This is a genomic window from Streptomyces venezuelae (genome assembly GCF_008642295.1).
GTDB classification, from domain to species: Bacteria; Actinomycetota; Actinomycetes; order Streptomycetales; family Streptomycetaceae; genus Streptomyces; species Streptomyces venezuelae_C.
Genome location: NZ_CP029190.1, coordinates 6,523,145 through 6,547,108 on the forward strand (window position 1 = coordinate 6,523,145; position 23,964 = coordinate 6,547,108).

Annotated in this window: 18 protein-coding genes and 2 pseudogenes; 9 read left to right on the forward strand and 11 right to left on the reverse strand. The window is 73.6% G+C overall.

Annotation, left to right across the window (positions count from 1 at the left end; genetic code table 11):
• Positions 1–64: 64 nt before the first annotated feature.
• Both DEJ50_RS29260 and DEJ50_RS29265 read right to left on the reverse strand, forming a co-directional pair.
• Positions 65–1,924 carry an ABC transporter ATP-binding protein gene (locus DEJ50_RS29260; RefSeq protein WP_150211071.1) on the reverse strand — a complete coding sequence of 620 codons (1,860 nt, stop codon included), beginning with the start codon at positions 1,922–1,924 and terminating at the stop codon, positions 65–67.
• A 41-nt stretch (positions 1,925–1,965) separates the two neighbouring features.
• Complete coding sequence (locus DEJ50_RS29265) at positions 1,966–3,690, reverse strand: ABC transporter ATP-binding protein (RefSeq protein WP_223837948.1); 1,725 nt, start codon at positions 3,688–3,690, stop codon at positions 1,966–1,968.
• A 187-nt stretch (positions 3,691–3,877) separates the two neighbouring features.
• Between DEJ50_RS29265 and DEJ50_RS29270 the strand changes: the two genes are divergently transcribed.
• The 6 genes from DEJ50_RS29270 to DEJ50_RS29295 all read left to right on the forward strand — a co-directional run bounded on the left by DEJ50_RS29270 (position 3,878) and on the right by DEJ50_RS29295 (position 9,397).
• On the forward strand, positions 3,878–4,987 hold the full coding sequence (locus tag DEJ50_RS29270) for a FecCD family ABC transporter permease (protein ID WP_150211073.1): 1,110 nt from the start codon (positions 3,878–3,880) through the stop codon (positions 4,985–4,987).
• Positions 4,988–5,028: 41 nt separating this feature from the next.
• A complete protein-coding gene (locus tag DEJ50_RS29275; protein ID WP_150212427.1) occupies positions 5,029–6,108 on the forward strand; it encodes a FecCD family ABC transporter permease in 1,080 nt (359 codons plus the stop codon).
• Complete coding sequence (locus DEJ50_RS29280) at positions 6,105–6,998, forward strand: ABC transporter ATP-binding protein (RefSeq protein ID WP_150211074.1); 894 nt, start codon at positions 6,105–6,107, stop codon at positions 6,996–6,998. The genes DEJ50_RS29275 and DEJ50_RS29280 overlap by 4 nt, the downstream gene beginning before the upstream one ends.
• Positions 6,999–7,011: 13 nt before the next feature.
• The gene (locus DEJ50_RS29285) at positions 7,012–8,586 is read left to right on the forward strand and encodes an amidohydrolase (protein ID WP_150211075.1); all 1,575 of its coding nucleotides are present in this window, start codon (positions 7,012–7,014) and stop codon (positions 8,584–8,586) included.
• The gene (locus DEJ50_RS29290; RefSeq protein WP_150211076.1) at positions 8,583–8,822 is read left to right on the forward strand and encodes a hypothetical protein; all 240 of its coding nucleotides are present in this window, start codon (positions 8,583–8,585) and stop codon (positions 8,820–8,822) included. Before DEJ50_RS29285 ends, DEJ50_RS29290 begins: the two co-directional genes overlap by 4 nt.
• A gap of 68 nt (positions 8,823–8,890) precedes the next feature.
• Positions 8,891–9,397, forward strand: a complete 507-nt coding sequence (locus DEJ50_RS29295; RefSeq protein WP_150212428.1) for a GNAT family N-acetyltransferase — start codon at positions 8,891–8,893, stop codon at positions 9,395–9,397.
• Positions 9,398–9,509: 112 nt separating this feature from the next.
• Here the strand turns inward: DEJ50_RS29295 and DEJ50_RS29300 are convergent, their stop codons facing one another.
• The 5 genes from DEJ50_RS29300 to DEJ50_RS29320 all read right to left on the reverse strand — a co-directional run bounded on the left by DEJ50_RS29300 (position 9,510) and on the right by DEJ50_RS29320 (position 14,990).
• Positions 9,510–10,679 (reverse strand): acetylornithine transaminase, encoded by a 1,170-nt coding sequence (locus DEJ50_RS29300; RefSeq protein WP_150211077.1) that lies wholly within the window; start codon positions 10,677–10,679, stop codon positions 9,510–9,512.
• Positions 10,676–11,557, reverse strand: a complete 882-nt coding sequence (gene argB, locus DEJ50_RS29305; RefSeq protein ID WP_150211078.1) for an acetylglutamate kinase — start codon at positions 11,555–11,557, stop codon at positions 10,676–10,678. The genes DEJ50_RS29300 and argB overlap by 4 nt, the downstream gene beginning before the upstream one ends.
• Positions 11,554–12,708, reverse strand: a complete 1,155-nt coding sequence (argJ, locus tag DEJ50_RS29310; protein WP_150211079.1) for a bifunctional glutamate N-acetyltransferase/amino-acid acetyltransferase ArgJ — start codon at positions 12,706–12,708, stop codon at positions 11,554–11,556. Before argJ ends, argB begins: the two co-directional genes overlap by 4 nt.
• Positions 12,705–13,736 (reverse strand): N-acetyl-gamma-glutamyl-phosphate reductase, encoded by a 1,032-nt coding sequence (gene argC / locus DEJ50_RS29315; protein ID WP_150211080.1) that lies wholly within the window; start codon positions 13,734–13,736, stop codon positions 12,705–12,707. The genes argJ and argC overlap by 4 nt, the downstream gene beginning before the upstream one ends.
• Before the next feature lie 849 nt (positions 13,737–14,585).
• Positions 14,586–14,990 (reverse strand): DUF5997 family protein, encoded by a 405-nt coding sequence (locus DEJ50_RS29320; RefSeq protein WP_150211081.1) that lies wholly within the window; start codon positions 14,988–14,990, stop codon positions 14,586–14,588.
• A gap of 58 nt (positions 14,991–15,048) precedes the next feature.
• Between DEJ50_RS29320 and DEJ50_RS29325 the strand changes: the two genes are divergently transcribed.
• Entirely contained in the window at positions 15,049–15,837 is a 789-nt protein-coding gene (locus DEJ50_RS29325; RefSeq protein WP_150211082.1) for a LysR family substrate-binding domain-containing protein, read from the forward strand.
• Positions 15,838–15,989: 152 nt separating this feature from the next.
• Positions 15,990–16,934, forward strand: a complete 945-nt coding sequence (locus tag DEJ50_RS29330) for a GNAT family N-acetyltransferase (protein WP_150211083.1) — start codon at positions 15,990–15,992, stop codon at positions 16,932–16,934.
• 113 nt (positions 16,935–17,047) lie between these two features.
• Here the strand turns inward: DEJ50_RS29330 and DEJ50_RS29335 are convergent, their stop codons facing one another.
• The gene (locus DEJ50_RS29335) at positions 17,048–19,678 is read right to left on the reverse strand and encodes an ATP-binding protein (RefSeq protein WP_150212429.1); all 2,631 of its coding nucleotides are present in this window, start codon (positions 19,676–19,678) and stop codon (positions 17,048–17,050) included.
• 229 nt (positions 19,679–19,907) lie between these two features.
• On the opposite strand from DEJ50_RS29335, the pseudogene DEJ50_RS29340 reads away from it, so the two are divergent.
• Positions 19,908–20,359, forward strand: a pseudogene (locus DEJ50_RS29340) (cation:proton antiporter); the annotation flags it as partial.
• 256 nt (positions 20,360–20,615) lie between these two features.
• Here DEJ50_RS29340 and DEJ50_RS29345 read toward each other — a convergent pair.
• From DEJ50_RS29345 to DEJ50_RS29355, 3 genes and pseudogenes are all read right to left on the reverse strand, one after another.
• A complete protein-coding gene (locus DEJ50_RS29345) occupies positions 20,616–21,422 on the reverse strand; it encodes an SDR family NAD(P)-dependent oxidoreductase (RefSeq protein WP_150211084.1) in 807 nt (268 codons plus the stop codon).
• Between the two features lie 659 nt (positions 21,423–22,081).
• Positions 22,082–23,089: pseudogene (locus DEJ50_RS29350) on the reverse strand (sensor histidine kinase); the annotation flags it as partial.
• Between the two features lie 46 nt (positions 23,090–23,135).
• Entirely contained in the window at positions 23,136–23,819 is a 684-nt protein-coding gene (locus DEJ50_RS29355) for a response regulator (RefSeq protein ID WP_150211085.1), read from the reverse strand.
• Positions 23,820–23,964 lie beyond the last annotated feature (145 nt).

Here is a 23,964-nt window from a genome sequence, read left to right on the forward strand (position 1 = left end):
AAAAGGGGCCGGCCCCCTTCCCCCCGGGGGTTGGGGGAAGAGGGCCGGGGCAGGAGGGGCCGGATCAGCCCTGGGCGGGAATGCGGGGTGAGGCCGGGGGGTCCTGGGGGCGGCGGCTGTCGGACCAGGCCGCCCACAGGGCGGCGTACCGCCCGCCGGCGGCCACGAGTTCGGCGTGCGAGCCGGTCTCGACGATCCGGCCCTGGTCCAGGACCACCACCCGGTCCGCCGTCGCGGCCTGCGGCAGCCGGTGGGCCACCATCAGCCCGGTGCGGCCCTCCAGGGCCTGTACGGCGGCCGATTCCAGGGTCCGGGCGCCGGCACTGCCCGCGTCCGCCGTGGCCTCGTCGAGGATCGCCACGGGCGGGTCCGCGAGGACCAGCCGGGCCAGGGCCAGGTGCTGGGCCTGGGTGACCGTCAGCTGGTGCCCGCCCTCGCCGACCACCGTGGCCAGTCCCTCGGGCAGGGCCTCCACCCACTCCAGCGCGCCGACCCCGGCCAGGGCCGCGGTCAGCTCCTCGTCGGTGGCCCCGGGCCGGGCCAGCCGCAGGTCCTCGGCCAGCGGACCGGCGAACACATGGACCTCCTGGCTGATCAGGGTCACCGCCCGGCGCAGGCCGGCCGGGCCCAGCTCGCGGGAGTCGACCCCGCCGAGGGCGATGGTGCCCTCGGACGGCCGGTGCACTCCGGCGATCAGCTTGGCCAGGGTGGTCTTGCCGGCGCCGCTCGCGCCGACCAGCGCGACCCGCTCCCCGGGACGTACCGTCAGATCGACGCCCCGGAGCACCGGGTGCCCGTCCACGTACGCATGGCCGAGCGCGGACACCGTCACCGAGCCGTCGGCCGGTTCGGCCGGGCGCTCCGGTTCGGCCTCGGCGGGCAGCTCCGACACCCCGACCAGGCGGGTCAGCCCGGCCCCGGCGGACTGGACGTCGTCCAGCAGCACCAGCGCCGCGTTGATCGGGTTGAACAGGCTGTGGAAGTACAGGGCCGCTGCGGTGGCCGTACCGATGCTGACGGAGCCGTTGTCGACCAGGAAGAAGCCGGTCACCAGGATCGACCCCAGTCCGATGAACTCGGCCAGGTTGAGCCGGGAGAAGAACCCGGTCACCAGGTGGATGCCGCGCAGGGCGAGGTCCACCGCCGACCGGGAGCGCTGCTCGATCAGGCCGGTGTGCCTGCCGTTCAGGCGGAAGGCGCGGACGGTCCGGGCCCCGCCCACGCTGTCCAGCAGCTGGTGCTGGAGCGCGCCGGTGGCCACTCGGTGCGCCGAGTACACGGGCACGGCACCGCGCAGGTACCAGCGGACGGCGAGGATCTGTACGGGCACGGCCGGCAGGACGGCGAGCAGGAACCGCCAGTCCAGTACGGCGAGTCCGGCCAGGGTCAGGGCGATGGTGAGGACGGAGCGGCTGAACTCGGGCAGCGCCTGCCGTACGGAGCGGGCGATCAGGGTGACGTCCCCGGTGACCCGGGAGACCAGGTCGCCGGATCCGGCCCGCTCGACCCGTTCCAGCGGCAGCCGCAGGGCGCGCTCGATGAACCGCTCGCGCAGGGCCGCCAGGACGGTTTCGCCGAGCCGGGCGACCAGCGCGCTGCCGGCCGCGGTGGCGGCGCCGCGGGCGAGGGCGACGACCACGAGGAGGACCATCGGGACGGTCAGCGAGTCCGGGCCCCGCTGCTCCACCACCAGGTCCACGATGCGGCCCAGCAGCGGGGCGGTGAGCAGGCCGATGCCGGTGCCGAGGAGCAGCACCGTCACGGCGGACACGGTCAGCAGCCGGTGGCCGCGGAGCAGGGCGCGCAGCGCGGCGAGGGTCTGGGCGCCGGAGGCGATGGGCAGCAGGTCCCGGTCCGCCGCGGCGGCGGCGCCGGCTCCGGTGCCCGTGTCGGTGCCCGTATCGGTGTCGGTGCTGGGGCTCATCGGGGCTCTCTCGGAGTGCTCGGGGGTTCCGGTGGCGGCGGTCATGCCAGCACCGCCGTGCGGTAGGCCTCGTCACCGGCGACGAGATCGGCGTGCACCCCGTCGGCGGCCACGGCACCGCCGTCGAGCACCACCACCCGGTCGGTGACGGTGAGCAGGGCGGGGCTGGTGGTGACGAGGAGGGTGGTGCGGCCCCGGCGGATCTCCCGCAGCCTGGCGGCGATCACCGATTCGGTGACCGCGTCCACCGCCGTCGTCGGATCGTGCAGGACCAGGACCGGGGGATCGGCGGCGAGGGCGCGGGCGAGCGCGACCCGCTGGCGCTGGCCGCCGGAGAGCGACCGGCCGCGTTCGGCGAGCAGGGTGTCCACCCCCTCGGGGAGGGTGCGGGCCACGTCGTCGGCGGCCGAGGCCCGCAGCGCGGCCTCGATGCGGTCCGTGAGGACCGCGGGGGCTTCGGTGTCCGCACGGTCGTCCGAGCCGGCCGCGACATTGGCGAGCAGGCTGCTCTCGAACAGGGCGGCGTCGTGCTGGGCCACCCGGATCGCCCCACGGACATCGGCCGGGTCCAGGGCGGTCAGTGACAGGCCGTCGAGTGCGATGGTGCCCTCGGCCGGATCGGCCTCGCGGCCCAGGCAGAGCAGCAGATCGCGGGCGACCGCCGGATCCCGGGTCACGACCCCGAGGAATTCGCCCGGCCGGACGTCCAGGTCGATCCCGCGCAGCGCGCCGAAGCCGACCCCGCGCAGGGCGAGGCCGCCGTCGGTCTTCGCCGGCAGGGCGGTGTCACCGGCCGCCACCGCGTGCGGTGCCGCGAGCACCTCGGCGATCCGGCGGGCCGAGGCACGCCCCTGGGCGAACTCGGCGTTGACCCAGGTGAGCATCTGGAAGGGGCCGAGCAGGAACTGGGCGAGTCCGACCGCGGCCACCAGGTCGCCGACGCTGATCGTGCCGTTCATGGCCAGGTACGCCCCGGCCATGCCGATGCCGGCGATGAACAGCCCGGTGAGCGCGAGGACCGCGCCCTCGTGGCCGGCCCGGCTGTGGGCGGCGCGCAGGGCGGCGGCGAGGGAGTCCTGGCTGGTGCGGCGGTAGCGGGACACGGCCGCGGACTCGGCACCGATGCCCTTGAGGACGCGCAGCCCGGCGACCAGGTCGGCGGCCACGCCGGAGGCGTGCGCGGCCCGGTCCTGTTCGACCTCGCTGCGCTGCTCCAGCGGCATGCTGATGCGGTGGCCGAGCCACAGCAGCGGGGGAATGCCGAGCAGGACGAGCAGGCCGAGCGGTACCGAGATGCGCAGCAGGGCCACCGCGCTGATGGCGAGACCGGCGAGGCCCGCGATGCCGAAGGGCAGCATGGTGGCCACGGTGCCCACCCGGCGGGCGTCGTCGGTGGCGATGTTGGTCAGTTCGCCGGGGAGCCGGTTCGCCTCGGCGCCGCCGCGCGCGTCCAGGACCCTGGTCCCGAGTTCCACCCGGATTCCGTGGGCGGCCTCTTCACCGCCGCGTTCGGCGATCCGGGCGCTGATCCGGTAACAGGTGGACAGGACGAGGAACAGGACGGCGAGGACGATCAGCCAGCGCACCAGGGCGCCGGTCGAACCCGTGGCCACGGCCTGGTCGATGACCACGCCGATGACGACGGGGACCATGGCCTCACAGCCCTGATGGGTCATTCCCAGGAGCGAGGCACCGGCGACGCGCCGTCGCTGGCCTCCGATCGCGCGCCGGAGGACATCGCCTCCGGTCGGACCCCCAGTGAGCATGCGTGTCCTCCGGAGCGAGTCAGTAGTTAGGTAAGGCTACACTAAGCAATGGCGGCTGCCGAGGGTGGTTCGGTCCCCCTGCGGGCCCGGTGTGAGCAGCGCATTTGCCCGGCTCTGCCCGGACGTTGACCCTGTGGGGCGCATTCGGTTAGCCTCACCTAAGTTGCCGTCACGGGGGGAGTTTCAGTTGTCGATCGAGGCCGGGGCAACGATCGGGAGCGGGACCGACACCTCCCCGGCAGCGGAGGCGGCGGAACCCGGACAACCGGCACAACCGGCACCGCCGACGCGCCGGCCCGCTGCCGCCGCGCTGCGCGCCGTCGGCATCCTGGCCGCACTCGGTGCCCTGCTCGTGGTCGCCCTGCTCAGCATCTGGTGGGGCAGCCGGGACATTCCGTTCACCTCGACCTGGGACGTCCTGTGGCACCCCGACGGGTCACAGGCCGCGGTCATCATCCACGAATACCGGATTCCGCGCACCCTCATCGGCATCCTCGTGGGCATCTCCCTGGGCCTCTCCGGCGCCCTCATGCAGGCGCTGACCCGCAATCCGCTCGCCGATCCCGGCCTGCTGGGCGTCAGCCTCGGCGCCTCCACCGGCGTGGTGTTCGCCATCGGCTTCTTCGGAGTCGCCACCGCCCTCGGCTACCTCTGGTTCGCCTTCGCCGGCGCGGCCATCGCCTCCGTGGTCGTCTACCTGCTCGGCTCCGCCGGCCGGAACCTGGTCACCCCCGACCGTCTCGTGGTCGCCGGAGCCGCCGTCACCGCCGTGTTGTGGGCCTTCAACTCGGCCGTCCTGCTGCTCAAGCCGCGCGCCTTCGACCAGTTCCGCTTCTGGACGGCCGGATCCCTGGCGGGCCGGCGGATGGAGGTGTTCTGGGTCGTCCTGCCGTTCATCGCCGTCGGCCTGATCCTCGCGCTCGCCCTCGCCCCCTCGCTCAACGCCCTCGCCCTCGGCGAGCAGATGGGCCGGGCCCTCGGCGTCAACGCCGGCCGCACCCGGGTGCTCGGCGTGATCGCCGTGATGCTCCTGTGCGGCGCCGGCACCGCCGCCGCCGGGCCCATCGCCTTCATCGGGCTCGTCGTCCCGCACATGGCCCGGTTCGTCGTCGGCCCCGACCAGCGCTGGCTGATGGCCTACTCGGCCCTGCTCGCGCCGATCCTGCTGCTCGGCTCCGACGTCCTGGGCCGTGTGATCGGCGCACCCGGCGAGCTCCAGGTGGGCATCGTCACCGCGTTCATCGGAGCGCCCCTCTTCCTCGCCCTGTGCCGCCGCCGAAAGCTGGTCATGCTGTGACCGGTCCCGTTGTGAAGGGCCCCACCGTGAAGCCCCCCGCCGTGAAGAGCCCTGCCCCGACGAGCCCGCGCCGGTCCAGGGTGGTCACCGGTGCCGTCCTGCGCACCCCCGGCGACCGGCACTCGCTGCGCCTGGACGTCCGTACCGCAACCGTGACCCTCGCCCTGCTGGCCGCCCTGGTCGTGGTCATGGGCATCACCCTGACCACCGGCGACTTCCCGCTGTCGGTCGGCGAGGTCCTCCAGGCCCTCACCGGCAACGGCTCCGGCGCCGCCGACTTCATCGTCAACACCCTGCGGATGCCCCGCCTGGTGACCGCCCTGTGCGTCGGCGCCGCCCTCGCGGTCAGCGGCGCGATCCTGCAGAGCCTCACCCGCAACGCACTGGGCAGCCCCGACATCATCGGCTTCACCAACGGCTCCGCCACCGGAGCCCTGCTGGTCATCGTCGTCTTCAACGGCAGCATGACCCAGGTGGCGTTCGGCGCCCTGGCCGGCGGCCTGATCACCGCCCTCCTCGTCTACCTGCTGGTGTTCGGCGGCGGATCGCCCGGCTTCCGGCTGGTCGTCATGGGCATCGGCGTCAGCTCCCTGCTGCTCGCCGTCAACACCTACCTGATGACCCGGGCCAACTGGCAGGAGGCCCTGGAAGCGCAGGCCTGGCTGATCGGCACCCTCGGCAACCGCACCTGGGACCACGCCGGAGCGATCGCCCTGGCCACCGCCGTCCTGCTGCCCCTCGCCTTCGGACTCGGCCGCCGCCTCACCATGGTCGAGATGGGCGACGACACCGCCCGAGCCCTCGGCGTGAACGTGGGCGCCACCCGGGCGGCCCTGCTCTTCATCAGCGTGGCCCTCGCCGCCTTCGCCACCGCCGTGACCGGACCGATCATGTTCGTCGCGCTCGCCGGCCCCCAGCTGGCCCGTACGCTGATCCGCTCCTCGGGGCCGAGACTCGTCCCCGCCGCACTGATGGGCGCCTTCCTGCTGGCCGTCAGCGACCTCCTGGTGCAGCGGCTGTTCTCCCCCGCCCTGCTGCCGGTGGGCGCCGGCACCGGAACCATCGGCGGGCTGTACCTCATCTGGCTGCTGGTCACCGAATCCCGAAAGAGCCGCGCATGACAGCGACGACCTCGTCCTCCGCCCCCTCGGCCCGGCTGCGGGCCGAAGGGCTGACCCTCTCCTACGACCAGCGCACCGTGGCGACCGACCTCGGGGTGGTCATCCCCGACCACTCCTTCACGGTGATCATCGGCCCGAACGCCTGCGGCAAGTCCACCCTGCTCAAGGCCCTCGCCCGGATGCTGAAGCCGAAGGCCGGCGAGGTCTACCTGGACGGCGCGGCCATCTCCTCGTACCGCACCCGCGAGGTCGCCCGCCGGCTCGGCCTGCTCCCGCAGTCCTCCACCGCCCCCGGCGGCATCACGGTCGGCGACCTGGTGGCCCGGGGCCGCTACCCGCACCAGAAGATCCTCAAGCAGTGGTCCGCCGCGGACGAGAATGCCGTGACCGAAGCGATGACCCGGACCGGGGTCCTCGACCTCGCCGACCGCCCGGTCGACGACCTCTCCGGCGGCCAGCGGCAGCGGGTCTGGCTCTCCATGGTCCTCGCCCAGCAGACCGACATCCTGCTGCTCGACGAGCCCACCACCTACCTCGACATCGCCCACCAGGTCGAGGTGCTGAACCTCTGCGCCGACCTGCACGAGCACCGGGGCCAGACCATCGTGGCCGTCCTGCACGACCTCAACCAGGCCTGCCGCTACGCCAGCCACCTCGTGGTGCTCAAGCCCGGCGGCATCGTCGCCGCCGAGGGCAACCCCGCCGAGGTGATGACCGCGGAGCTCGTCGAGGACGTCTTCGGCCTGCCCTGCCGGATCATCGACGACCCGGAGACCGGCACCCCGCTGATGATCCCCACCGCCCGTACCCGACTCACCGCGGCAGGCGCCGGCACCCCGGCCGCCGCCGCCCCGGCCGCCGACGCCGTCGGTGCGGCCCACACCTCCTGAGGACGGACCGCCCATGCTCGACACGCGGCTGACGAACGCCCACATCCTCACCATGGACCCGGACCACCCGGTCGCGCGCGACCTGGGCATCTGGCAGGGCCGGATCGTGGGCCTCGACGAAGCGGTGACCACACTGCCCGCCCGCGAGGTCGTCGACCTCCAGGGGGCCACCGTGCTGCCCGGGTTCATCGACAGCCATGTACACCTGTCCTGGGCAGGACTGAAGGCGAGCACCCCCACCGTGGCGCCCTGCACCCGGGTGGAGGACGTACTGGCCGTGGTGGCCGAGGCCGTCGCCCGGAAGCCGCACGGCGCCTGGGTGGACATCGCCGGCTACGACCAGCGGGCCCTGGGCCGCCACCTGACCGCCGCCGAACTGGACAAGGTCAGCGACGGCCGCAAGGTGTTCATGGTCCACGACTCCGGGCACGCCTGCGTGGTCAACACCGCAGTCCTGGACCTGCTCCCCGCCGAAGCGGCCGACGGACAGGGCTTCCTCGCCGAGAGCGCCATGACCGCCGCCCGGCGGCTCCGCCTGCCCTACTCCCAGGAAGAACTCGCCGACGCCATCGAGCGGGCCGGCCGCCAGTGCCTCTCCGAAGGCATCACCGCCGCCGCCGAAGCCGGCATCGGCGGCGGCCTGCTCGGCCACAGCCCCGTCGAGCTCGGCGCCTACCAGCTCCTGCGCGACCAGGGCCGACTGCCGCTGCGCGTCCAGCTGATGGCCGCCTCCGACACCATCAAGCCCGTCGCCGCCCACACCGCCGACGGCATTCCCCGCTCCCTCGACCTCGGCCTGCGCACCGGCTTCGGGGACGACTGGCTCTCCATCGGCGCGCTCAAGGTCTACACCGACGGCGGCATGATGGCCCGTACCGCCGCCCTCACCAGCCCGTACCACGGGATGGAACACACCGGTGAATTCCAGGACGTACCGGAACGCATCGCCGAGACCATCCTCGCCGGCCACCTGGCCGGCTGGCAGCTCGCCGTCCACGCCATCGGCGACCGCGCCGTCGACCTCGCCCTGGACTCCCTGGAACACGCCCAGCGCACCCGGCCGCGCCCGGGCGCCCGGCACCGGGTCGAACACGCCGGCCTGGTCCGCCCCGACCAGCTCGCCCGCTTCGCCGCCCTCGGCGTGAGCGCGGTGGTCCAGCCCAACTTCCTGTGGTCCTTCGGCGACGACTACGCCGACGTCATGGGCCCGGACCGGGCGCACTGGATGTACCGGGGCCGCGGCTTCCTGGACCACGGAGTCACCCTGGTGGGCAGCTCCGACCGCCCCGTCACCGACGGATCGCCGCTGCGCGCCATCCAGTTCATGGTGGAACGGGCCTCCTCCTCCGGCCGGCCCATCGGCCCGGACGAGGGCATCGGCGTCGACGCCGCGCTGCGCGCCTACACCGTGGACGGCGCCTGGGCCTGCCACTGGGAGGACAGCGCCGGCAGCCTCACCGCGGGCAAGCGCGCCGATCTGGTGGTGCTGGCCGACGACCCGCACCGCGTCGAGACCTCCCGGATCGGGGACATCGGCGTACTGAAGACCTTCGTGAACGGCACAGAGACTTGGAGTTCGGCAGCATGAGCGCGACCATGGAACAGACGGAAGCCATCGGGCTCCACGCCCACCTGTGGCAGCCCTCCGTGTCCGAGTTCCGCTGGGTCGTCTGGAACGCGGCCGAGGGCACGATGGTCTTCGACACCGAACTCAACTGCCCCGTGTACATCGACGACGAGCCGACCCTGCGTCAGGTCCTGGGGCGGATGCGGGAAGCGGGGGTCCCGGAGGGCAAGGACTACCCGGGCCGGCCCTGTTCGTAGCCGCGCACGCGTACAGCCCGGTACAGGAAGGAAATTCGTTGATCACGGCCACTCGGCGTCGCCTCGGCATGCCACTGCTCCCCGCGCCCCGGCCGGCCGAGCTGCCCGTACGGCCCGCGCGTCCCGCGGACGCCGCCGCGCTGGCGGCTCTGTCCCGGCCGTTCGCCCGCACGGGTGCGCTCCGCGAACGGCCCGAGGCCGTCTACGCCGCCCACGCCACCGACTTCATGGTCTGGGAGGCCCCGGACGGCACCCTCGACGGCTGCCTGGGCCTCCAGGTGTACGGCGCGGACCAGGCCGCCGGGGGCCCGCTGCCCGCGGGCGTCCTCTACAACTTCTGCGTCACCCGCCGTATGCAGGGCCAGGGCGTCGGCGCCCTGCTGCTGCGCGCCGCGCTCACCCGCGCCAACGCCCTGTCGCTGACCGGGCTGTTCACCGCGACCACCGGCAGCGGTGCCCTGTTCCTCCGGTACGGGTTCACCCCCGCCGACGCCTCCCTGGCGCCGGAGCCCTGGGCGGGCACCCTGGACCCGCGGCGCAACGCCAGGGTCCTGGCCCGCCGGCTCCGCGCCTGACCCCGCACGGCGCGCACCGCACCCCCGGCACCCACGCCGGCCACGGCATACCGAAAGGGCCGGTCCCGGACGTCTGAAGCTTCCGGGACCGGCCCTTCGTACGCATGCCCGCTCAGCCGTCGAGGATCCCCGGCAGCGCCACCGTCAGCGCATCCACCTCGGCCTCGCCGACGATCAGCGCCGGTGCCAGCCGTACGGTCGACGGCCCGGTCGCGATGACCAGGAACCCGGCGTCCTGGGCCGCCCGCTGCACCCGCGCAGCCACCGGCTCGGTCAGCACCACCCCGAGCAGCAGCCCGGCCCCCCGCACCTCCGCCACCAGCGGATGTCCGAGCTTCTCGATGCCGCAGCGCAGGCGCTCGCCGACCCGCCGGACCTGCGCGAGCAGCCCCTCCGACTCGATGGTGTCGAGCACCGCCAGTCCTGCCGAACAGGACACGGGATTGCCGCCGAAGGTCGAGCCGTGCTGGCCCGGGGAGAGCAGTCCGGCCGCCGCACCGAAGGCCAGCACGGCCCCGATCGGCAGCCCGCCGCCCAGCCCCTTGGCCAGCGTGATCACATCCGGATCGACGCCCTCCGCCGCCTGGTGGGCGAACCAGTGCCCGGTCCGGCCGATGCCGGTCTGGACCTCGTCCAGCACCAGCAGGGTGCCGGTGGCCCGGGTGATCTCCCGGGCCGCCCGCAGATATCCCTCGGGGGCCGGGATCACCCCGGCCTCACCCTGGACCGGTTCGAGGAACACGGCCGCCGTCTCCTCGGTGACCGCCGCCCGCAGCGCGGCCACCTCACCGAAGGGCACATGGGTCACCCGGCCGGGCAGCGGCAGGAACGGCTCGCGCTTCGCCGGCTGCCCGGTCAGCGCCAGCGCCCCCATCGTCCGGCCGTGGAACCCGCCCTCGGCGGCGACCACATGGCTGCGCCCGGTCCGGCGGGCGATCTTGAACGCCGCCTCGGCCGCCTCCGCACCGGAGTTGGCGAAGAACACCCGGCCCGGCCGGCCCGCCAGCCCCAGCAGCCGCTCGGCCAGCGCGACCGGGGGCCCGGCCACGTACAGATTGGAGACATGGCCCAGCCGGGCCACCTGGCCGCTCACCGCGGCCACCACGGCCGGATGCGCATGCCCGAGCGTGTTCACCGCGATTCCGGCGGTGAAGTCCAGATAGGAACGCCCCGCTTCGTCCCAGACCGTGCAGCCCTCGCCCCGGACCAGCGCCAGCGGCGGAGTGCCGTACGTGTCCATCAGCGCGGCCTGCCAGCGCCCGGTCAGTTCTCCGGCGGTCATGCCGCGTCCTTCGCTTCCCCACAGATGTGCATATCACGCATTTCGTGCATTTCATGCTTGTCGTGCATGCCGTCCGGAACCACCGTGGTACCGGAACCGTCCTCGGTGAACACCGCCCGCAGGACGGAGTGCGGAACCCGGCCGTCCAGAACCTGCGCCGAGGCCACCCCCGCCCGTACCGCCTGCAGACAGCCCTCCATCTTGGGGAGCATCCCGCTCGCCAGCTCCGGCAGCAGCTTCTCCAGCTCCCCGGCGGTCAGCCGGGGGATCACCTCGGGGCTGTGCGGCCAGTTCGCGTAGAGCCCCTCCACATCGGTGAGCATCACCAGCCGCTCCGCACCGAGGGCCGCCGCCAGCGCGGACGCCGCAAGATCGGCGTTGACGTTGTAGACCTGTCCGTCCGTGCCCCGGGCCACCGGCGAGACCACCGGGATACGGCCCTGGTCCAGCAGCGCCCGCAGGGTCTCGGTGTTGACGTCCACCACCTCGCCGACCAGCCCGATGTCCACCGGCTCGCCGTCCACCCACGCGGGCCGGCGCACCGCGGTCAGCGTGTGCGCGTCCTCGCCCGTCATCCCGACCGCGAACGGCCCGTGACGGTTGACCAGCCCCACCAGCTCCCGCTGGACCTGCCCCGCGAGGACCATCCGGACCACCTCCATCACCTCCGGAGTGGTCACCCGCAGCCCCGCCTCGAACCGGACCTCCAGATCGAGCCGGTCCAGCAGCGCACTGATCTGCGGACCGCCGCCGTGGACCACGACCGGGCGCAGCCCGGACCGCCACAGCGACACCACGTCCTCGGCGAAGGACCGCTTCAGATCCTCGTTCACCATGGCGTTGCCGCCGAACTTGATCACCACGATGCGCCCGCTCATGAGCTGTACGCGCTGTTCTCGTGGACGTACTCGGCCGTCAGGTCGTTCGTCCAGATCGCCGCCGAGGCGTCTCCGGAGCGCAGGTCCACGGTCACCGTGATCCGGCGCCCGGACAGGTCGACCTTGTCGCGGGACTCGCCCGCCGCACCGTCCCGGCACACCCAGACCCCGTTGATGGCCACGTCGAGCCGGTCCGGGTCGAAGGCGGCGGAGGTGGTGCCGATGGCCGAGAGCACCCGGCCCCAGTTCGGGTCCTCGCCGTGCAGGGCGCACTTGAGGAGGTTGTTGCGGGCCACCGAGCGGCCCACGGTCACCGCGTCCTCCTCGGAGGCCGCGCCCACCACCTCCACCTCGATCTCCTTCGAGGCCCCCTCCGCATCGGCGATCAGCTGCCGGGCCAGGTCCAGGCAGACCGTGTACACGGCTCCGGTGAAGGCGTCCGGGTCGGGGACCACCCCGGAGGCGCCCGAGGACAGCAGCAGCACGGTGTCGTTGGTGGACATGCAGCCGTCCGAGTCCACCCGGTCGAAGGTGGTACGGACCGCCGAGCGCAGGGCCGCGTCGAGGTCCCCGGCGGACACGTCGGCATCCGTGGTCAGCACCACGAGCATGGTGGCCAGTCCGGGTGCGAGCATGCCCGCACCCTTGGCCATCCCGCCCACGGTCCAGCCCGGGCCGGTGACCACGGCGGTCTTGTGCACCGAGTCGGTGGTCTTGATCGCGACGGCCGCGTCCGCGCCGCCGGTGGGGGAGAGCTGCGCGGCGGCGGCGTCGATCCCCGCGGTGATCCGGTCCATCGGCAGCGGCACCCCGATGAGCCCGGTGGAGCACACCGCGATCGCATCCGGACCGTCCGCACCGACGGCCAGCGCCGTACGGGCGGCCATCGTCTCGGTGTCCACGGCGCCCGAGGGGCCCGTACAGGCGTTGGCGCCACCGGAGTTGAGGACGACCGCGGAGATGCGGCCGTCCGCCAGCACCCGGCGGGACCAGCGCACCGGGGCGGCCTGGACCCGGTTGGAGGTGAACACTCCGGCAGCAGCCCGGGACGGCCCGTGGTTCACCACCAGGGCCAGATCGGGCGCACCGGATTCCTTGATCCCGGCGGCCACGCCGCTCGCGAGGAATCCCTGGGCAGCGGTCACGGTCACGGAGCGACTCCATTCGTGGGCAGGCCCAGGTCCTCCGGCAGGCCGAGGGCGACGTTCATGCTCTGCACCGCGCCACCCGCGGTGCCCTTGGTCAGGTTGTCGATGGCGCTGACGCACACCAGCCGGCCGGCCCGCTCGTCCACGGCCACCTGTACGTGGGCCATGTTGGAGCCCAGCACGGAGCCGGTGGACGGCCACCGGCCGGGCGGCAGCAGCCGGACGAACGGCTCGTCGGCGTAGGCGGCTTCATACACCTCGCGGACGGCCGTGGCAGCGCCCGTTTCCGGCCGCAGCCGGGCGGTACAGGTGGAGAGGATGCCGCGGGGCATCGGGGCCAGTGACGGCGTGAAGGACACGGTCACCGGTTCGCCGGCGATCAGCGACAGGTTCTGCTCCAGCTCGGGGGTGTGCCGGTGGCTGCCGCCCACCCCGTACGGGGTCATGGACCCGGCCACTTCGGAGGCCAGCAGGTGCGGCTTGGCGGCCTTGCCGGCCCCGGAGGTGCCGCTCGCCGCGACGATGACCACGTCCGGCTCGACCAGGCCGGCGGCGAAGGCCGGGAACAGGGCGAGGGTCGCCGCGGTGGGGAAGCAGCCGGGCACCGCCACCCGGGTGGCACCCTTCAGCTCCTGTCGCCGGCCCGGAAGTTCGGGCAGTCCGTAGGGCCAGGTGCCGGCGTGCGGGGAGCCGTAGAACAGCTCCCAGTCGGCCGGGTTGCGCAGCCGGAAGTCGGCTCCGCAGTCCAGGATCAGCGTCTCGGGGTCCAACTGCTCGGCGAGGGCTGCGGACTGGCCGTGCGGGAGGGCCAGGAAGACGACGTCGTGGCCGCGGAGGGTTTCGGCGGTGGTGTCGCCGAGCACCCGGTCCGCGAACGCGCCGAGGTGCGGCTGCACTTCGGCGAGCCGTCGGCCCGCGCTGCTGTGCGCGGTGACGGCACCGACCTCCACGCCGGGGTGCCCGGCCAGCAGCCGCAGAATCTCCCCTCCGGCATAGCCGCTCGCTCCGGCCACCGCTGCCCGTAGGGTCATGCCGCTGGTCTCCCGCCCTGGTTCTCTGATGGTTCCTCATGGCCAGGCCCGAGGGTCCGCCCAATTGTTTAGCTTAGGCTAACCTAAGTCCAGCTGGGCGCAGGAGTCGGGAGATGAAGAGTCGGTGACATTCCCTCCGGGGTGCGGGCGTTCAGGACATATACCCCGACGGCACGGCCGTCCCGCCCTCCCGGCCGTACGGACCCCCGTCCAGCCAGGTTCTCGGGCGCGGCCCGGGCGGTACGGCAGTGCGGGCGCTGCCCGGCACCCCTGCGGGGTTCCTGGGCGGGGCCGGGGCTTGCCGGGCGTTGCCCGGGCGTACGGGGGTCTGGGGGCGGAGCCCCGGCGGTACGGGCGTTGCCCGGGCGTGCGAGGTCCGGGGACGGAGTCCGGGGGTGTGGGCGTTGCCCGGGCGCCGATACGGGTACGGGGCGGAGCCCCGAAACCCGGTGCGGGCGTTGCCCGGCACCTCTGTGGGGTCCGGGGCGGAGCCCAGGCGTGCGGGGACTGGGGGCGGAGCCCCGGGGTTGCCGGGCGTTGCCCGAGCACCCATGCGGGGGCGGAGCCCCGGGGGTGCGGGCGCGGCTCGGGCACCCCATACGGGGTCGCAGCCCCGGGAGCGCGGGCGTTGCCCGGGTGTTCGGGGTCCGGGGGCGGAGCCCCGAAACCGGTGCGGGCCGAGCCCGGCAGGTCGGGGTCCGGGGCGGAGCCCCGGTTTCGGGAAGGGGCGGGGTGGGGGAACGGTGCCGCGCAGCGGGCTCGCCCCGCCGCCTGCACGCCCGGCGGCGGCCCCGCCCACTCCCGCACGGGCGGAAACGGCAGGGCCGACCGGGGCAGCGGCCGGGAGGGTCAGGAGCGGGAGTCGCCGGCCCGGCGCTCGCGCTCCGCGTTGCGCTCCTTGATCCGCACCGCCTCCTTGCGGACCTCCGCCTGCGTCGCCCGCTCCTTCTGCAGCCACTCGGGCTGCTCCTGCTTCAGCGCCTCGATCTGCTCAGTGGTCAGCGCCTCGGTGACCCCGCCCCGGGCGAGCCCCGCGATCGAGATGCCGAGCTTGGCCGCGACCACCGGCCGCGGGTGCGGCCCATTGCGCCGCAGGTCCTGCAGCCACTGGGGCGGGTCGGTCTGCAGGGCGTTCAGCTCGGTGCGCGAGACGACACCCTCCTGGAACTCTGCGGGGGTGGCCTCGAGGTACACACCCAGCTTCTTCGCCGCGGTTGCGGGCTTCATCGTCTGGGCGGTCTGGTGCGACGTCATGCAGTCAAGGGTATCGAGCGTGTGCGCTACCTCCGACCACGACCGGTAACCTGGCGGGGTGACAGGCTCGGATACATCCCCTTCGTTCCGGCTCGCGTATGTCCCGGGAGTGACGCCCACCAAATGGGTGCGGATCTGGAACGAGCGGCTGCCCGACATCCCGCTGACCCTCGTCCAGGTGTCCGCGGCCGATGCGTTCGACCTGCTGCGCAGCGGCGGCGCCGATGCCGGTTTCGTCCGGATGCCGGTCGACCGCGACGACCTCAGCGCGATCCCCCTCTACACCGAGACCACCGTGGTCGTGATCCCCAAGGATCACCTGGTGGCGGCGGTGGAGGAGGTGTCCGTCGCGGACCTCGCCGACGAGATCGTGCTGCACCCCCTCGACGACACCCTCGACACCCTCGGCTGGGAGAACCCGCCGGGCCGCCCCGCGTACGAGCGTCCCGCCAGCACGGCGGATGCCGTGGAGCTGGTGGCGGCCGGGATCGGCGTCCTGGTCGTCCCCCAGTCGCTGGCCCGCCTGCATCACCGCAAGGACCTCACCTACCGGCCGGTGACGGAGGTCCCGGAGTCGCGGGTGGCACTGTCCTGGCCGCAGGAGCAGACCACCGACCTGGTGGAGGAGTTCATCGGGATCGTCCGCGGGCGGACCGTGAACAGCACCCGGGGCCGGACCCCGACGCCGCCCCAGCCGAAGCAGAAGCGCAAGCCCACGGCCGCGAAGCCCGCGGCCAGGACGGCCGGCAAGAACCCCCGCGGTGGTTCCGGCGCCGCCAAGGGCGGCAAGGGCAAGGGCAGGGGCGGGTCCGCCGGCGGTCGCGGCAAGCCCCGGGGCCGCTCGTAGCGAGCGCTACGGGCACTACGGGCGCTACACGCGAAACGAGCGCATCGACCTGACAAGCGGTGCCCCCGGGCAGGGCCGGACCAAGGCCCCGGGGGTTAGGTTCACGGGACCTTAGCGACAGCGACACCATCCCCGGATCGACGAGGACCTCCGTGACATCCGTGCGCACCGCCCGCCCCGAGGAACTGCCCGCCCTGGTGGAACACCCCGGTGATGCCGAACGCAACACCGCCACCCGTGTCTACCTGGAGCGGCTCCTCGACAGCGGCTGCACCCGCCCCGAATGGTGCCTGGTCGCCGAGGGCGCCGACGGGCGGCCGGCCGGCAGCGTGGTGCTGTGGACCCTCCCGGGCCAGACGGTGCCGCTCGCCCTCGTACTGTTCGAGGTCCCCGTGGACGCCCCGGACGCCGGGACCGCCCTGCTGGACGCCGCCGCGGCGAAGGCGGCGGAGCTCGGCGCGACCGAACTCGAGCACGTCCTCGACTCGCCCGCGCAGCCCCCGCAGTTCCAGCGCGACCCCGAGCAGCGGGGCGCGCTCCTGCGGAAGGCAGGCTTCCAGGTGGTCCGCGACGGCCGCCGCTTCCGCCGCCTGCTCTCCGGTGCGGCTCCCGCGGACCTTCCGGCCGACGACCCCCGGCTGACCTTCCGTACCCTCTCCGAGCTCGGCCCCGAGCCGTTCGTCGAGGTGCTCCGGGACCTCCTCGCCGATACCGCCGACGCCCGCCTCGCCGCCGACGTCCGGCAGCACGGCGCACGGCGGGCCGCCGAACTCCTCTTCGAGGAGACCGCCGAACTCCGGCACGAACCCGGCTGGTGGGAGCTCGGCTACGACGCGGACGGCACCCCCGCCGTGATCAGCCTGCCCGCCGAGAACCCCAGCGTCCCGGTGATCGGCTTCGTCGGCGTCGCCCCGGCCCACCGCGGCAAGGGCTACGCCACCTCGGCCGTGGTCCGCGGCACCCGGATCCTCGCGGCGCACGGCGCCACCGAGATCCGCGGCGACTGCGACGCCGCCAACACGGCCATGGCCAAGGCCTTCCGCAGCGCCGACTACGAGAACGTCGCCGACCGCCTGGAATTCATCCGCCCCCTCTGACCGAAGCACCAGGCCCCGCCGTCCCGCTCCGTCACCACCCCTCCAGCCGCACCCGGCGGCGTTCCGCCGGGTGCGGCTGGAGGCCCGTCATCAGCGGAGGTGGAGGGTCCCGGTCATGCCGCGCCGGAGGACAGGGCCGTCGGAGCCGGGGTCGCAGCGGGTTGCCTACAGTCGGCGGCCGGCAGGGACAGGACCATGGTCAGCCCGCCCCCCGGGGTGTCCTCGGGGGTGAGGGTGCCATCCATCGCCTCGGTGAGCCCCCGGGCCAGCGCGAGCCCGAGGCCCGGGCCGGCCGAGTTGTCCCGGTCGCCGAGCCGCTGGAAGGGCTCGAACACCCGCTCGCGGTCGGCCGGGGTGATGCCCGGCCCGCGGTCGATGATCCGTACCTCGACCCGCCCGGCGAGTGCGCTGGCGGTCACCAGCACCGGCCGGTCCGCGGGGGAGTGGCGGACGGCATTGCCGACGAGATTGGCCAGCACCCGTTCCAGCAGCGGCGGATCCACCCACAGCGCCGGTACCGCCTCCAGGTCCTGTACGTCGATCCCGGGCCCGCCCGCATCCGCGGCGGCAGCAGCGGGTTCCAGCGAATCCAGCGCCCCCGGCAGCACCTCCTCCAGCGCGGTGGCCCGCAGCGCCAGGGTGAGCGCACCGGCCTGGAGCCGGCTCAGGTCCAGCAGGTTCTCCACCAGCCGGTGCAGGCGCAGCAGCGAGGTCTCGGCCGAGGCCAGCAGCTCGTCCCGGTCCTCCTCGGAGAAGACCACCTCCCGGCTGCGCAGCGAGCTCACCGCCGCCAGCGACCCGGCGAGCGGGGTCCGCAGGTCATGGCTGACGGCCCGGAGCAGGGCCGTGCGCAGCCGGTCCGCGGCCTTGACGGGTTCCACCTCGGCAGCCGCCTCGGCCAGCTGCGCCCGCTCCACCGCGGCACCGACGTGCGCGGCAAAGGCGGCCAGCACCCGGCGCTCGGAGGACGGCAGCGTACGGCCGTGCAGGGCCAGGCGGGCCCGCGGGCCCGCGGTCACCACCAGGGGTGAGTCCGTCCCGGTCCCGGGCCGCCCCGGTCCCGCGGGGACGGGCCGGTCACCGGTACGGTCGGGCCGGTCATCGTACGGTTCCCGGAGCAGCTCGACGGAGTCCATGCCGAAGGTCTCGCGGGTCCGCTCCAGCAGGGCGGGAATCGTGTGGTCGCCGCGGACGATGCTGCCGGCCAGCGAGGACATCGTCTCCGCCTCGGCGGTGGCCCGGGCCGCCCGCCGGGACAGCCGCAGCGACCGGTCCACCACGGCGGCCACGATCGCCGCCACCGCGGCGAACACCAGGAGCGCCAGCACACTGTCCGGATCGTTCAGGGTGAACGCCCCGATGGGCGGTATGAACCAGTAGTTGAGGAGCAGCGCCGCGGTGAGGGCGGCGACCAGGGCGGACACCACCCCGCCGATGCAGGCCACCGCGACCACGGCGAGGAGGAACAGCAGGGCCTCGCCGGTCAGGTTGAGGGTGCCCCGCGTCCGGTCGAGGAGCACCGTGAGCAGGACCGGCAGCAGCAGCCCCGCCACCGGCCCGGCGATGAGCCGGGACACCGGCAGGGTGCGCCGCCGGGAGGGCAGCGGCCGGCCGTGGCCGGCCCGTTCGTGGGTGACGGTGTGGACGTCGATGTCCCCGGACAGGGACACCACGGTCTCGCCGATGCCCCGCCCGGTAAGGAAACGTTCCAGCCGACCGCGGCGGCTGGTGCCGAGCACCAGCTGGGTGGCGTTCTCCGCGGTCGCGAAGTCCACCAGCGCCGAAGCCACCTCGTCGCCCACGACCGAGTGGTAGCTGCCCCCGAGGTTCTCGACCAGCACCCGCTGGTCCGCCAGGGCCGCGTGCGAGGCCCCGGACGCCAGACCGTCGCTGCGCGTCACATGGACGGCGAGCAGCTCCCCGCCCGCCGAGCGGGCCGCGATCCGGGCGGCCCGGCGGATCAGGGTCTGTCCCTCCGGCCCGCCGGTGAGGGCCACCACCACCCGTTCCCGGGTCTCCCACACCGCTCCGATGTTGTGCTCGGCCCGGTACTTGGTCAGGGCCTCCTCCACCCGCCCGGCCACCCACAGCAGGGCCAGCTCCCGCATCGCGTGGAGGTTCCCGGGCCGGAAGAAGTTCGCCAGCGAGGCGTCGATCCGCTCCGGCGGGTAGATGTTGCCGTGGGCCATCCGCCGGCGCAGTCCCTCCGGCGGGATGTCCACCAGCTCGATCTCATCGGCCCGGCGCACGAAGTCGTCGGGGACGGTCTCCCGCTGCGGCACCCCGGTGATCTTCTCGACCACGTCGTTGAGCGACTCCAGGTGCTGGATGTTCAGGGTGGCGATCACATCGATCCCGGCCGCCAGGATGTCCTCGACGTCCTGCCACCGCTTGGGGTGCCGGCCGCCCCCGGGGACATTGGAGTGCGCGAGCTCGTCGATCAGCACCACATCCGGCCGCCGGGCCAGCACGGCCGCCACGTCCAGCTCGGCGTAGCGCCCCCCGCGGTACTCGCACGCCGCCCGCGGCAGCACGTCCAGACCGGCGAGCTTCTCCTCGGTGTGCCGCCGCCGGTGGCACTCCACCACCCCCGCCAGCACCACCGCACCGCGCCCGGTCCGCCGCTGGGCCTCGTCGAGCATCCGGTACGTCTTGCCGACCCCCGGAGCCGACCCGAGGTACACCTTGAACCGGCCGGCGCGCAGGGCCGTCCTCCGGGCTTCCGCCACAGCCGGCGCCGGCATCCCCATGCTCAGGACCCCTCGGGGCAGAGCCGGGCGGCCCTCGGACATCCGGCCGGCCAGGCCGAGATGATGCCGCCTACGACAGTTTCCGTGCTCACGCGCCCCTGACACCTCCGTGTAGCCTACCCGCCCAGGAAACTCCGCCACGCGCGCGCAGATAAGCCCCTTGATGCACCTCTGGCGCTTTGTGCACGGGATTCTGACGCTGTGTTGACATTCGCTGCCCCGCGCCGTCGGCCTGGTCCTCGCCTCGGCGGCGGCGGTCGGCGCGGTCGCCTCCCTGCTGACCCCGCTCACCTGGCAGATGGCCCTGGTCCTCGGTGCCGTCCTGGCCGGCACCGACCCGGTGGCGGTCACCGCCCTCGGCCGGCGCCTCGCGCTGCCGCCCAGGGTCCAGGTCCTGGTCCAGGCCGAGAGCCTCTTCAACGACGCGACCTCGCTGATCCTCTTCCGGGTCGCGGTGGTCGTCGCCGCGGCCTCCTCCAGGGCGCCGTGGCAGCAGGCCGGCGGCGAGTTCGCCCTGCTCGCCGGCGGCACCCTGATCGCCGTCCGCCTGCTGTGGGTGCTCCCACTGTCCGTGCTGCTGCAACGGAGCTCGGGGCACGCCCCTCCTGGCGGGTCCCCGCCGTCCTCACCTGGGCGGGCACCCGCGGAGTGGTGCCGCCGGCCGCCGCCCTCTCGCACCACCCGCCGGCTGCTCCGGCGCTCCCTGGACCTGGAGGAGGCCCGTCTGGACCTCGCGAAGTGACATGGCAGGTCCGGCCGGGCTTCGCGCCCGTCGGGACATGGGAGCGGGGCGGTCCTGTTTGCCAGGACCGCCCCGCGGGGTGGGCAGGGGCCTGCGCTCAGCGCTGGCCGGCCTTGCTGCCGTGGTTGGCCGCCTTCTTGCGGCGGGACTTCTTCTTGCGTGCGCGCTTGGACATGTGCGGGTGTTCCTTCAGGCGGTGTGGCCGACGAGCACGTCGGCGAGCTTGTTGAGGCGCTTGACCGTGCGCTCCTCGGTGGCGGCGGCGGCCGGGGCGACCCGCTCGGAGCGGTCGTAGTAGGCGCCGTTGACGATCTCGGTGGCCGGGTCGCAGAGGCGGACGACGTGCTCGGCGCCGTCGGCGGCGGACGCGCCCTCGTGGCCGTACAGGGAGAGCAGGCCGGTGTCGCACACGCCCGGGTGCACGGAGACGGCGGTGACGCGCGGGTCGGCGGCGAACACCGTGAGGGCCAGCTGCGACTGCGCGTAGGCGGCGAGGCGCGAGTAACGGCGGGTCCGGTTGGGGTCGTTCCACTGGATGGCGGCGCTGCGGTGCAGCGAGGAGGACACGTTGACGACCCGGCCGCCCGGGTCGGTGGTCAGGGCCGGCTCCAGGAGGTTGGTGAGCAGGTAGTGGGCCAGGAAGTTGACCTGGAAGGCGAGCTCGTTGCCGTCGGGGGTGACGGTGTGGCGCTCCGGCGCGGCCACGGCCGCGTTGTTGACGAGCACGTCCAGGCGGGGGTGCTCCCGTACGACGGTCTGGGCCATCGACTCGACCTCGTCGAAGTGGGCGAAGTCGGCGGCCAGCGGGCGCAGGAGGGTGCTGCTGACACCGGCGGTGGCGATCAGCCGGTCGGTCGCGGCCTGGGCCTCCTCGGCGGTCCGCCCGTGCACGAGGACGGTTGCACCGCTCTCGGCGAGCAGGCGGGCGGTCTCGTAGCCGATTCCGGAGGTGGCGCCGGTGACGAGGACCGTGCGTCCGGTCAGGGAAGAAGACATGTGGGCTTCCTGAGTGGGCATGACCGGCATGTCCGCGCGCCCCGGCACGGAGCAGGGGAGCGTGGACTGGGGTCATGCGGTGAAGGTGAAGGTGTGCGTACTCGCAATTCCGGCCGCGGCCCGTCGGTTCGGGCCGGGGGAGGGCGGAGATACGCGGAGACGACGCGCAGCCGGTGTCAGGCGGCTGTGCGGACAGCAGGCGCTGCCGGCGGCACCGTATTCGGTGGCCGGTCTTCGTAGCGCGGACCGCTGTTCATGCCCCCATCCCAGCGCATCCGGAATCCCGCGGCAAGATCTCGGCAACCGCTTTGACGGCCCTCTGACGCGGTCGTCAACACACCGTCAAGAATCCAGCCGAGTGCGGAAAGGCGGCGTCAAGAAGGGCCGCCGGGGCCGTGGACATGACGCAGACTGATCGTGCGACGGCACCGGAAGACGGTCCGTGGTGTGTGGGCTGGACGACGGTGACCTGAACACCGCCGGACAGGCGCGCGGGGACGGCCGTGGGGGGCGATCCCGGGCGCAGCTGCACCGACAGCCGTTCGCACGAAGCAGGGGCCGCCCGGTTCACAGCGCAAGGGGAAGCTGTGGGCGGGCGGCCCCTGTGCATGCAGCAGCCGATGCTTCGGTTACCCGAGGTGCTCAGGTCGTACGGGCGCTCAGGTGACGGCGGAGGTCGGCAGCTCGGCCGCGACCGCCCGGACGCCGTTCGCCGTCGGCAGGGTGAGGACCGTCGTCAGACCGCCGCCGGGGGTGTCCTCGGCGCCGAGGGTGCCGCCGATCGCCTCGGTGAACCCGCGGGCCACGGCGAGCCCGAGACCGACCCCGGCCCCGCCGGGGGCGTCCCCGTACCGCTGGAAGGGTTCGAAGATGCGGTCCTCGGCCGCGTCCGGGACCCCGGGCCCGCGGTCGACCACACGGAGTTCCACCCGGTCCCGCAGGGCACTGGCCGAGACGTGCACCCGGTGTCCCTCCGGGCTGTACTTGACCGCGTTCTCCACGATGTTGGCCACGGCCCGCTCCAGCAGGCCCCGGTCCACGGCCACCATGGGGAGGGTCTCGGGGATGTCGAGGTCCACGCTGTCGTCGGGAACCCCGCCCAGCGCCATGGGGACCACCTCGTCGAGGTCGGTCCCGCGGATCACCGGGGTCACCGTGCCCGTCCGGAGGCGGGACATGTCCAGCAGGTTCCCGATCGGGGCGGAGAGCCGGCCGGCCCCCTCCTCGATCCCTTCCAGCAGCTCGACGCGGTCCTCCTCGGGCCATCCGACGTCGTCGGAGCGGAGCGAGCTGACGGAGGCCTTGATGCCGGCCAGCGGGGTGCGCAGGTCGTGGCTGACCGCGGCCGGCAGGGCGGTCCGGATGCGGTTGCCCTCGGCCGGCTCGCGGGCCCGGCCCGCCTCGTCGAGCAGCCGCTGCCGCTGCCGGTCCAGGACCACCACGGCCTGGGCGGCGAAGGCGCCGAAGACGCGGCGGTCCTCGGCCGGCAGGACCCGGCCGGCCAGGGCCAGGGCCATATGGTCGCCGAGGGGCATGCCCACGTCGGCCTCCTCGGGCCGGCCGACCGGGCCGGTGCCGACCGAGGCCGCGACGGACCACGGTTCGACCTCGCTCTCGCGCTCCAGCAGGGCCACGGAGTGCATCGCAAAGGTCTCGCGCAGCCGTTTTCTCGTGTGTGATGGTGTGTACCGGTACGCGCCCCCTGGTGGGCGGTTACGGTTCGAACCGGTACCCCATGCCGGGTTCGGTGATCAGATAGCGGGGGTGGGAGGGGTCCGCTTCCAGCTTGCGCCGCAGCTGGGCCATGTAGACCCGCAGGTAGTTGGTGCTGTCGCCGGCGGTGGGCCCCCAGATCTCCAGCAGCAGCCGGCGCTGGGTCATCAGCCGGCCGGGGTGGGTGATCAGGATTTCCAGCAGGTGCCACTCGGTGGGGGTGAGCCGTACGCTCCGCTCGCCCCGCAGCACCTTCTTCGCCGCCAGGTCCACGGTGAACCCCTCGGTGGTGACCACCGCGTCCTCCGACCGGCCCTCGGGAGCCTGCTGTCTGCGGGTGGCCGCCCGCAGCCGGGCAAGGAGCTCGTCCATGCTGAACGGCTTGGTGACGTAGTCATCCGCACCGGCGTCCAGGGCGCGGATCTTGTCCTCGGAGGTGTGCCGGGCGGACAGCACCAGGATCGGGACCCGGCTCCGGTCGCGGAGGCCGCGGATGACCTCGAGACCGTCCATGTCGGGCAGCCCCAGGTCGAGGATGATCACGTCGGGCTTGCGGGCGGCGGCGATCCGGAGTGCCGCACCGCCGGTGGCGGCCTCTTCGACGTCGAACCGGCGGGCCTGGAGGTTGATCTTGAGTGCGCGGACGAGCTGGGGGTCGTCCTCCACCACGAGCACCCGGGTCATGGGGCGGGCAGCCTTTCCTTCGTTGCGGGACGGCAAGAGGTCCGGCGGCACGACCGATACGGGGAGCGGGACGCGGCCTACAGGCCGGGGATGAGCCAACCGCATCCCCGGCGTGGCGATAAGTGCTCTTGACGGGGCCCTTACG

Bases quoted from the DNA above. Each gene is read 5' to 3' on its own strand.
- DEJ50_RS29260 (WP_150211071.1), bottom strand. From the start codon at position 1,924: ATGAGCCCCAGCACCGACACCGATACGGGCACCGACACGGGCACCGGA.
- DEJ50_RS29265 (WP_223837948.1), bottom strand. From the start codon at position 3,690: ATGCTCACTGGGGGTCCGACCGGAGGCGATGTCCTCCGGCGCGCGATC.
- DEJ50_RS29280 (WP_150211074.1), top strand. From the start codon at position 6,105: ATGACAGCGACGACCTCGTCCTCCGCCCCCTCGGCCCGGCTGCGGGCC.
- DEJ50_RS29285 (WP_150211075.1), top strand. From the start codon at position 7,012: ATGCTCGACACGCGGCTGACGAACGCCCACATCCTCACCATGGACCCG.
- DEJ50_RS29290 (WP_150211076.1), top strand. From the start codon at position 8,583: ATGAGCGCGACCATGGAACAGACGGAAGCCATCGGGCTCCACGCCCAC.
- DEJ50_RS29295 (WP_150212428.1), top strand. From the start codon at position 8,891: ATGCCACTGCTCCCCGCGCCCCGGCCGGCCGAGCTGCCCGTACGGCCC.
- DEJ50_RS29300 (WP_150211077.1), bottom strand. From the start codon at position 10,679: ATGACCGCCGGAGAACTGACCGGGCGCTGGCAGGCCGCGCTGATGGAC.
- argB (WP_150211078.1), bottom strand. From the start codon at position 11,557: ATGAGCGGGCGCATCGTGGTGATCAAGTTCGGCGGCAACGCCATGGTG.
- argC (WP_150211080.1), bottom strand. From the start codon at position 13,736: ATGACCCTACGGGCAGCGGTGGCCGGAGCGAGCGGCTATGCCGGAGGG.
- DEJ50_RS29320 (WP_150211081.1), bottom strand. From the start codon at position 14,990: ATGACGTCGCACCAGACCGCCCAGACGATGAAGCCCGCAACCGCGGCG.
- DEJ50_RS29335 (WP_150212429.1), bottom strand. From the start codon at position 19,678: ATGCCGGCGCCGGCTGTGGCGGAAGCCCGGAGGACGGCCCTGCGCGCC.
- DEJ50_RS29345 (WP_150211084.1), bottom strand. From the start codon at position 21,422: ATGTCTTCTTCCCTGACCGGACGCACGGTCCTCGTCACCGGCGCCACC.
- DEJ50_RS29355 (WP_150211085.1), bottom strand. From the start codon at position 23,819: ATGACCCGGGTGCTCGTGGTGGAGGACGACCCCCAGCTCGTCCGCGCA.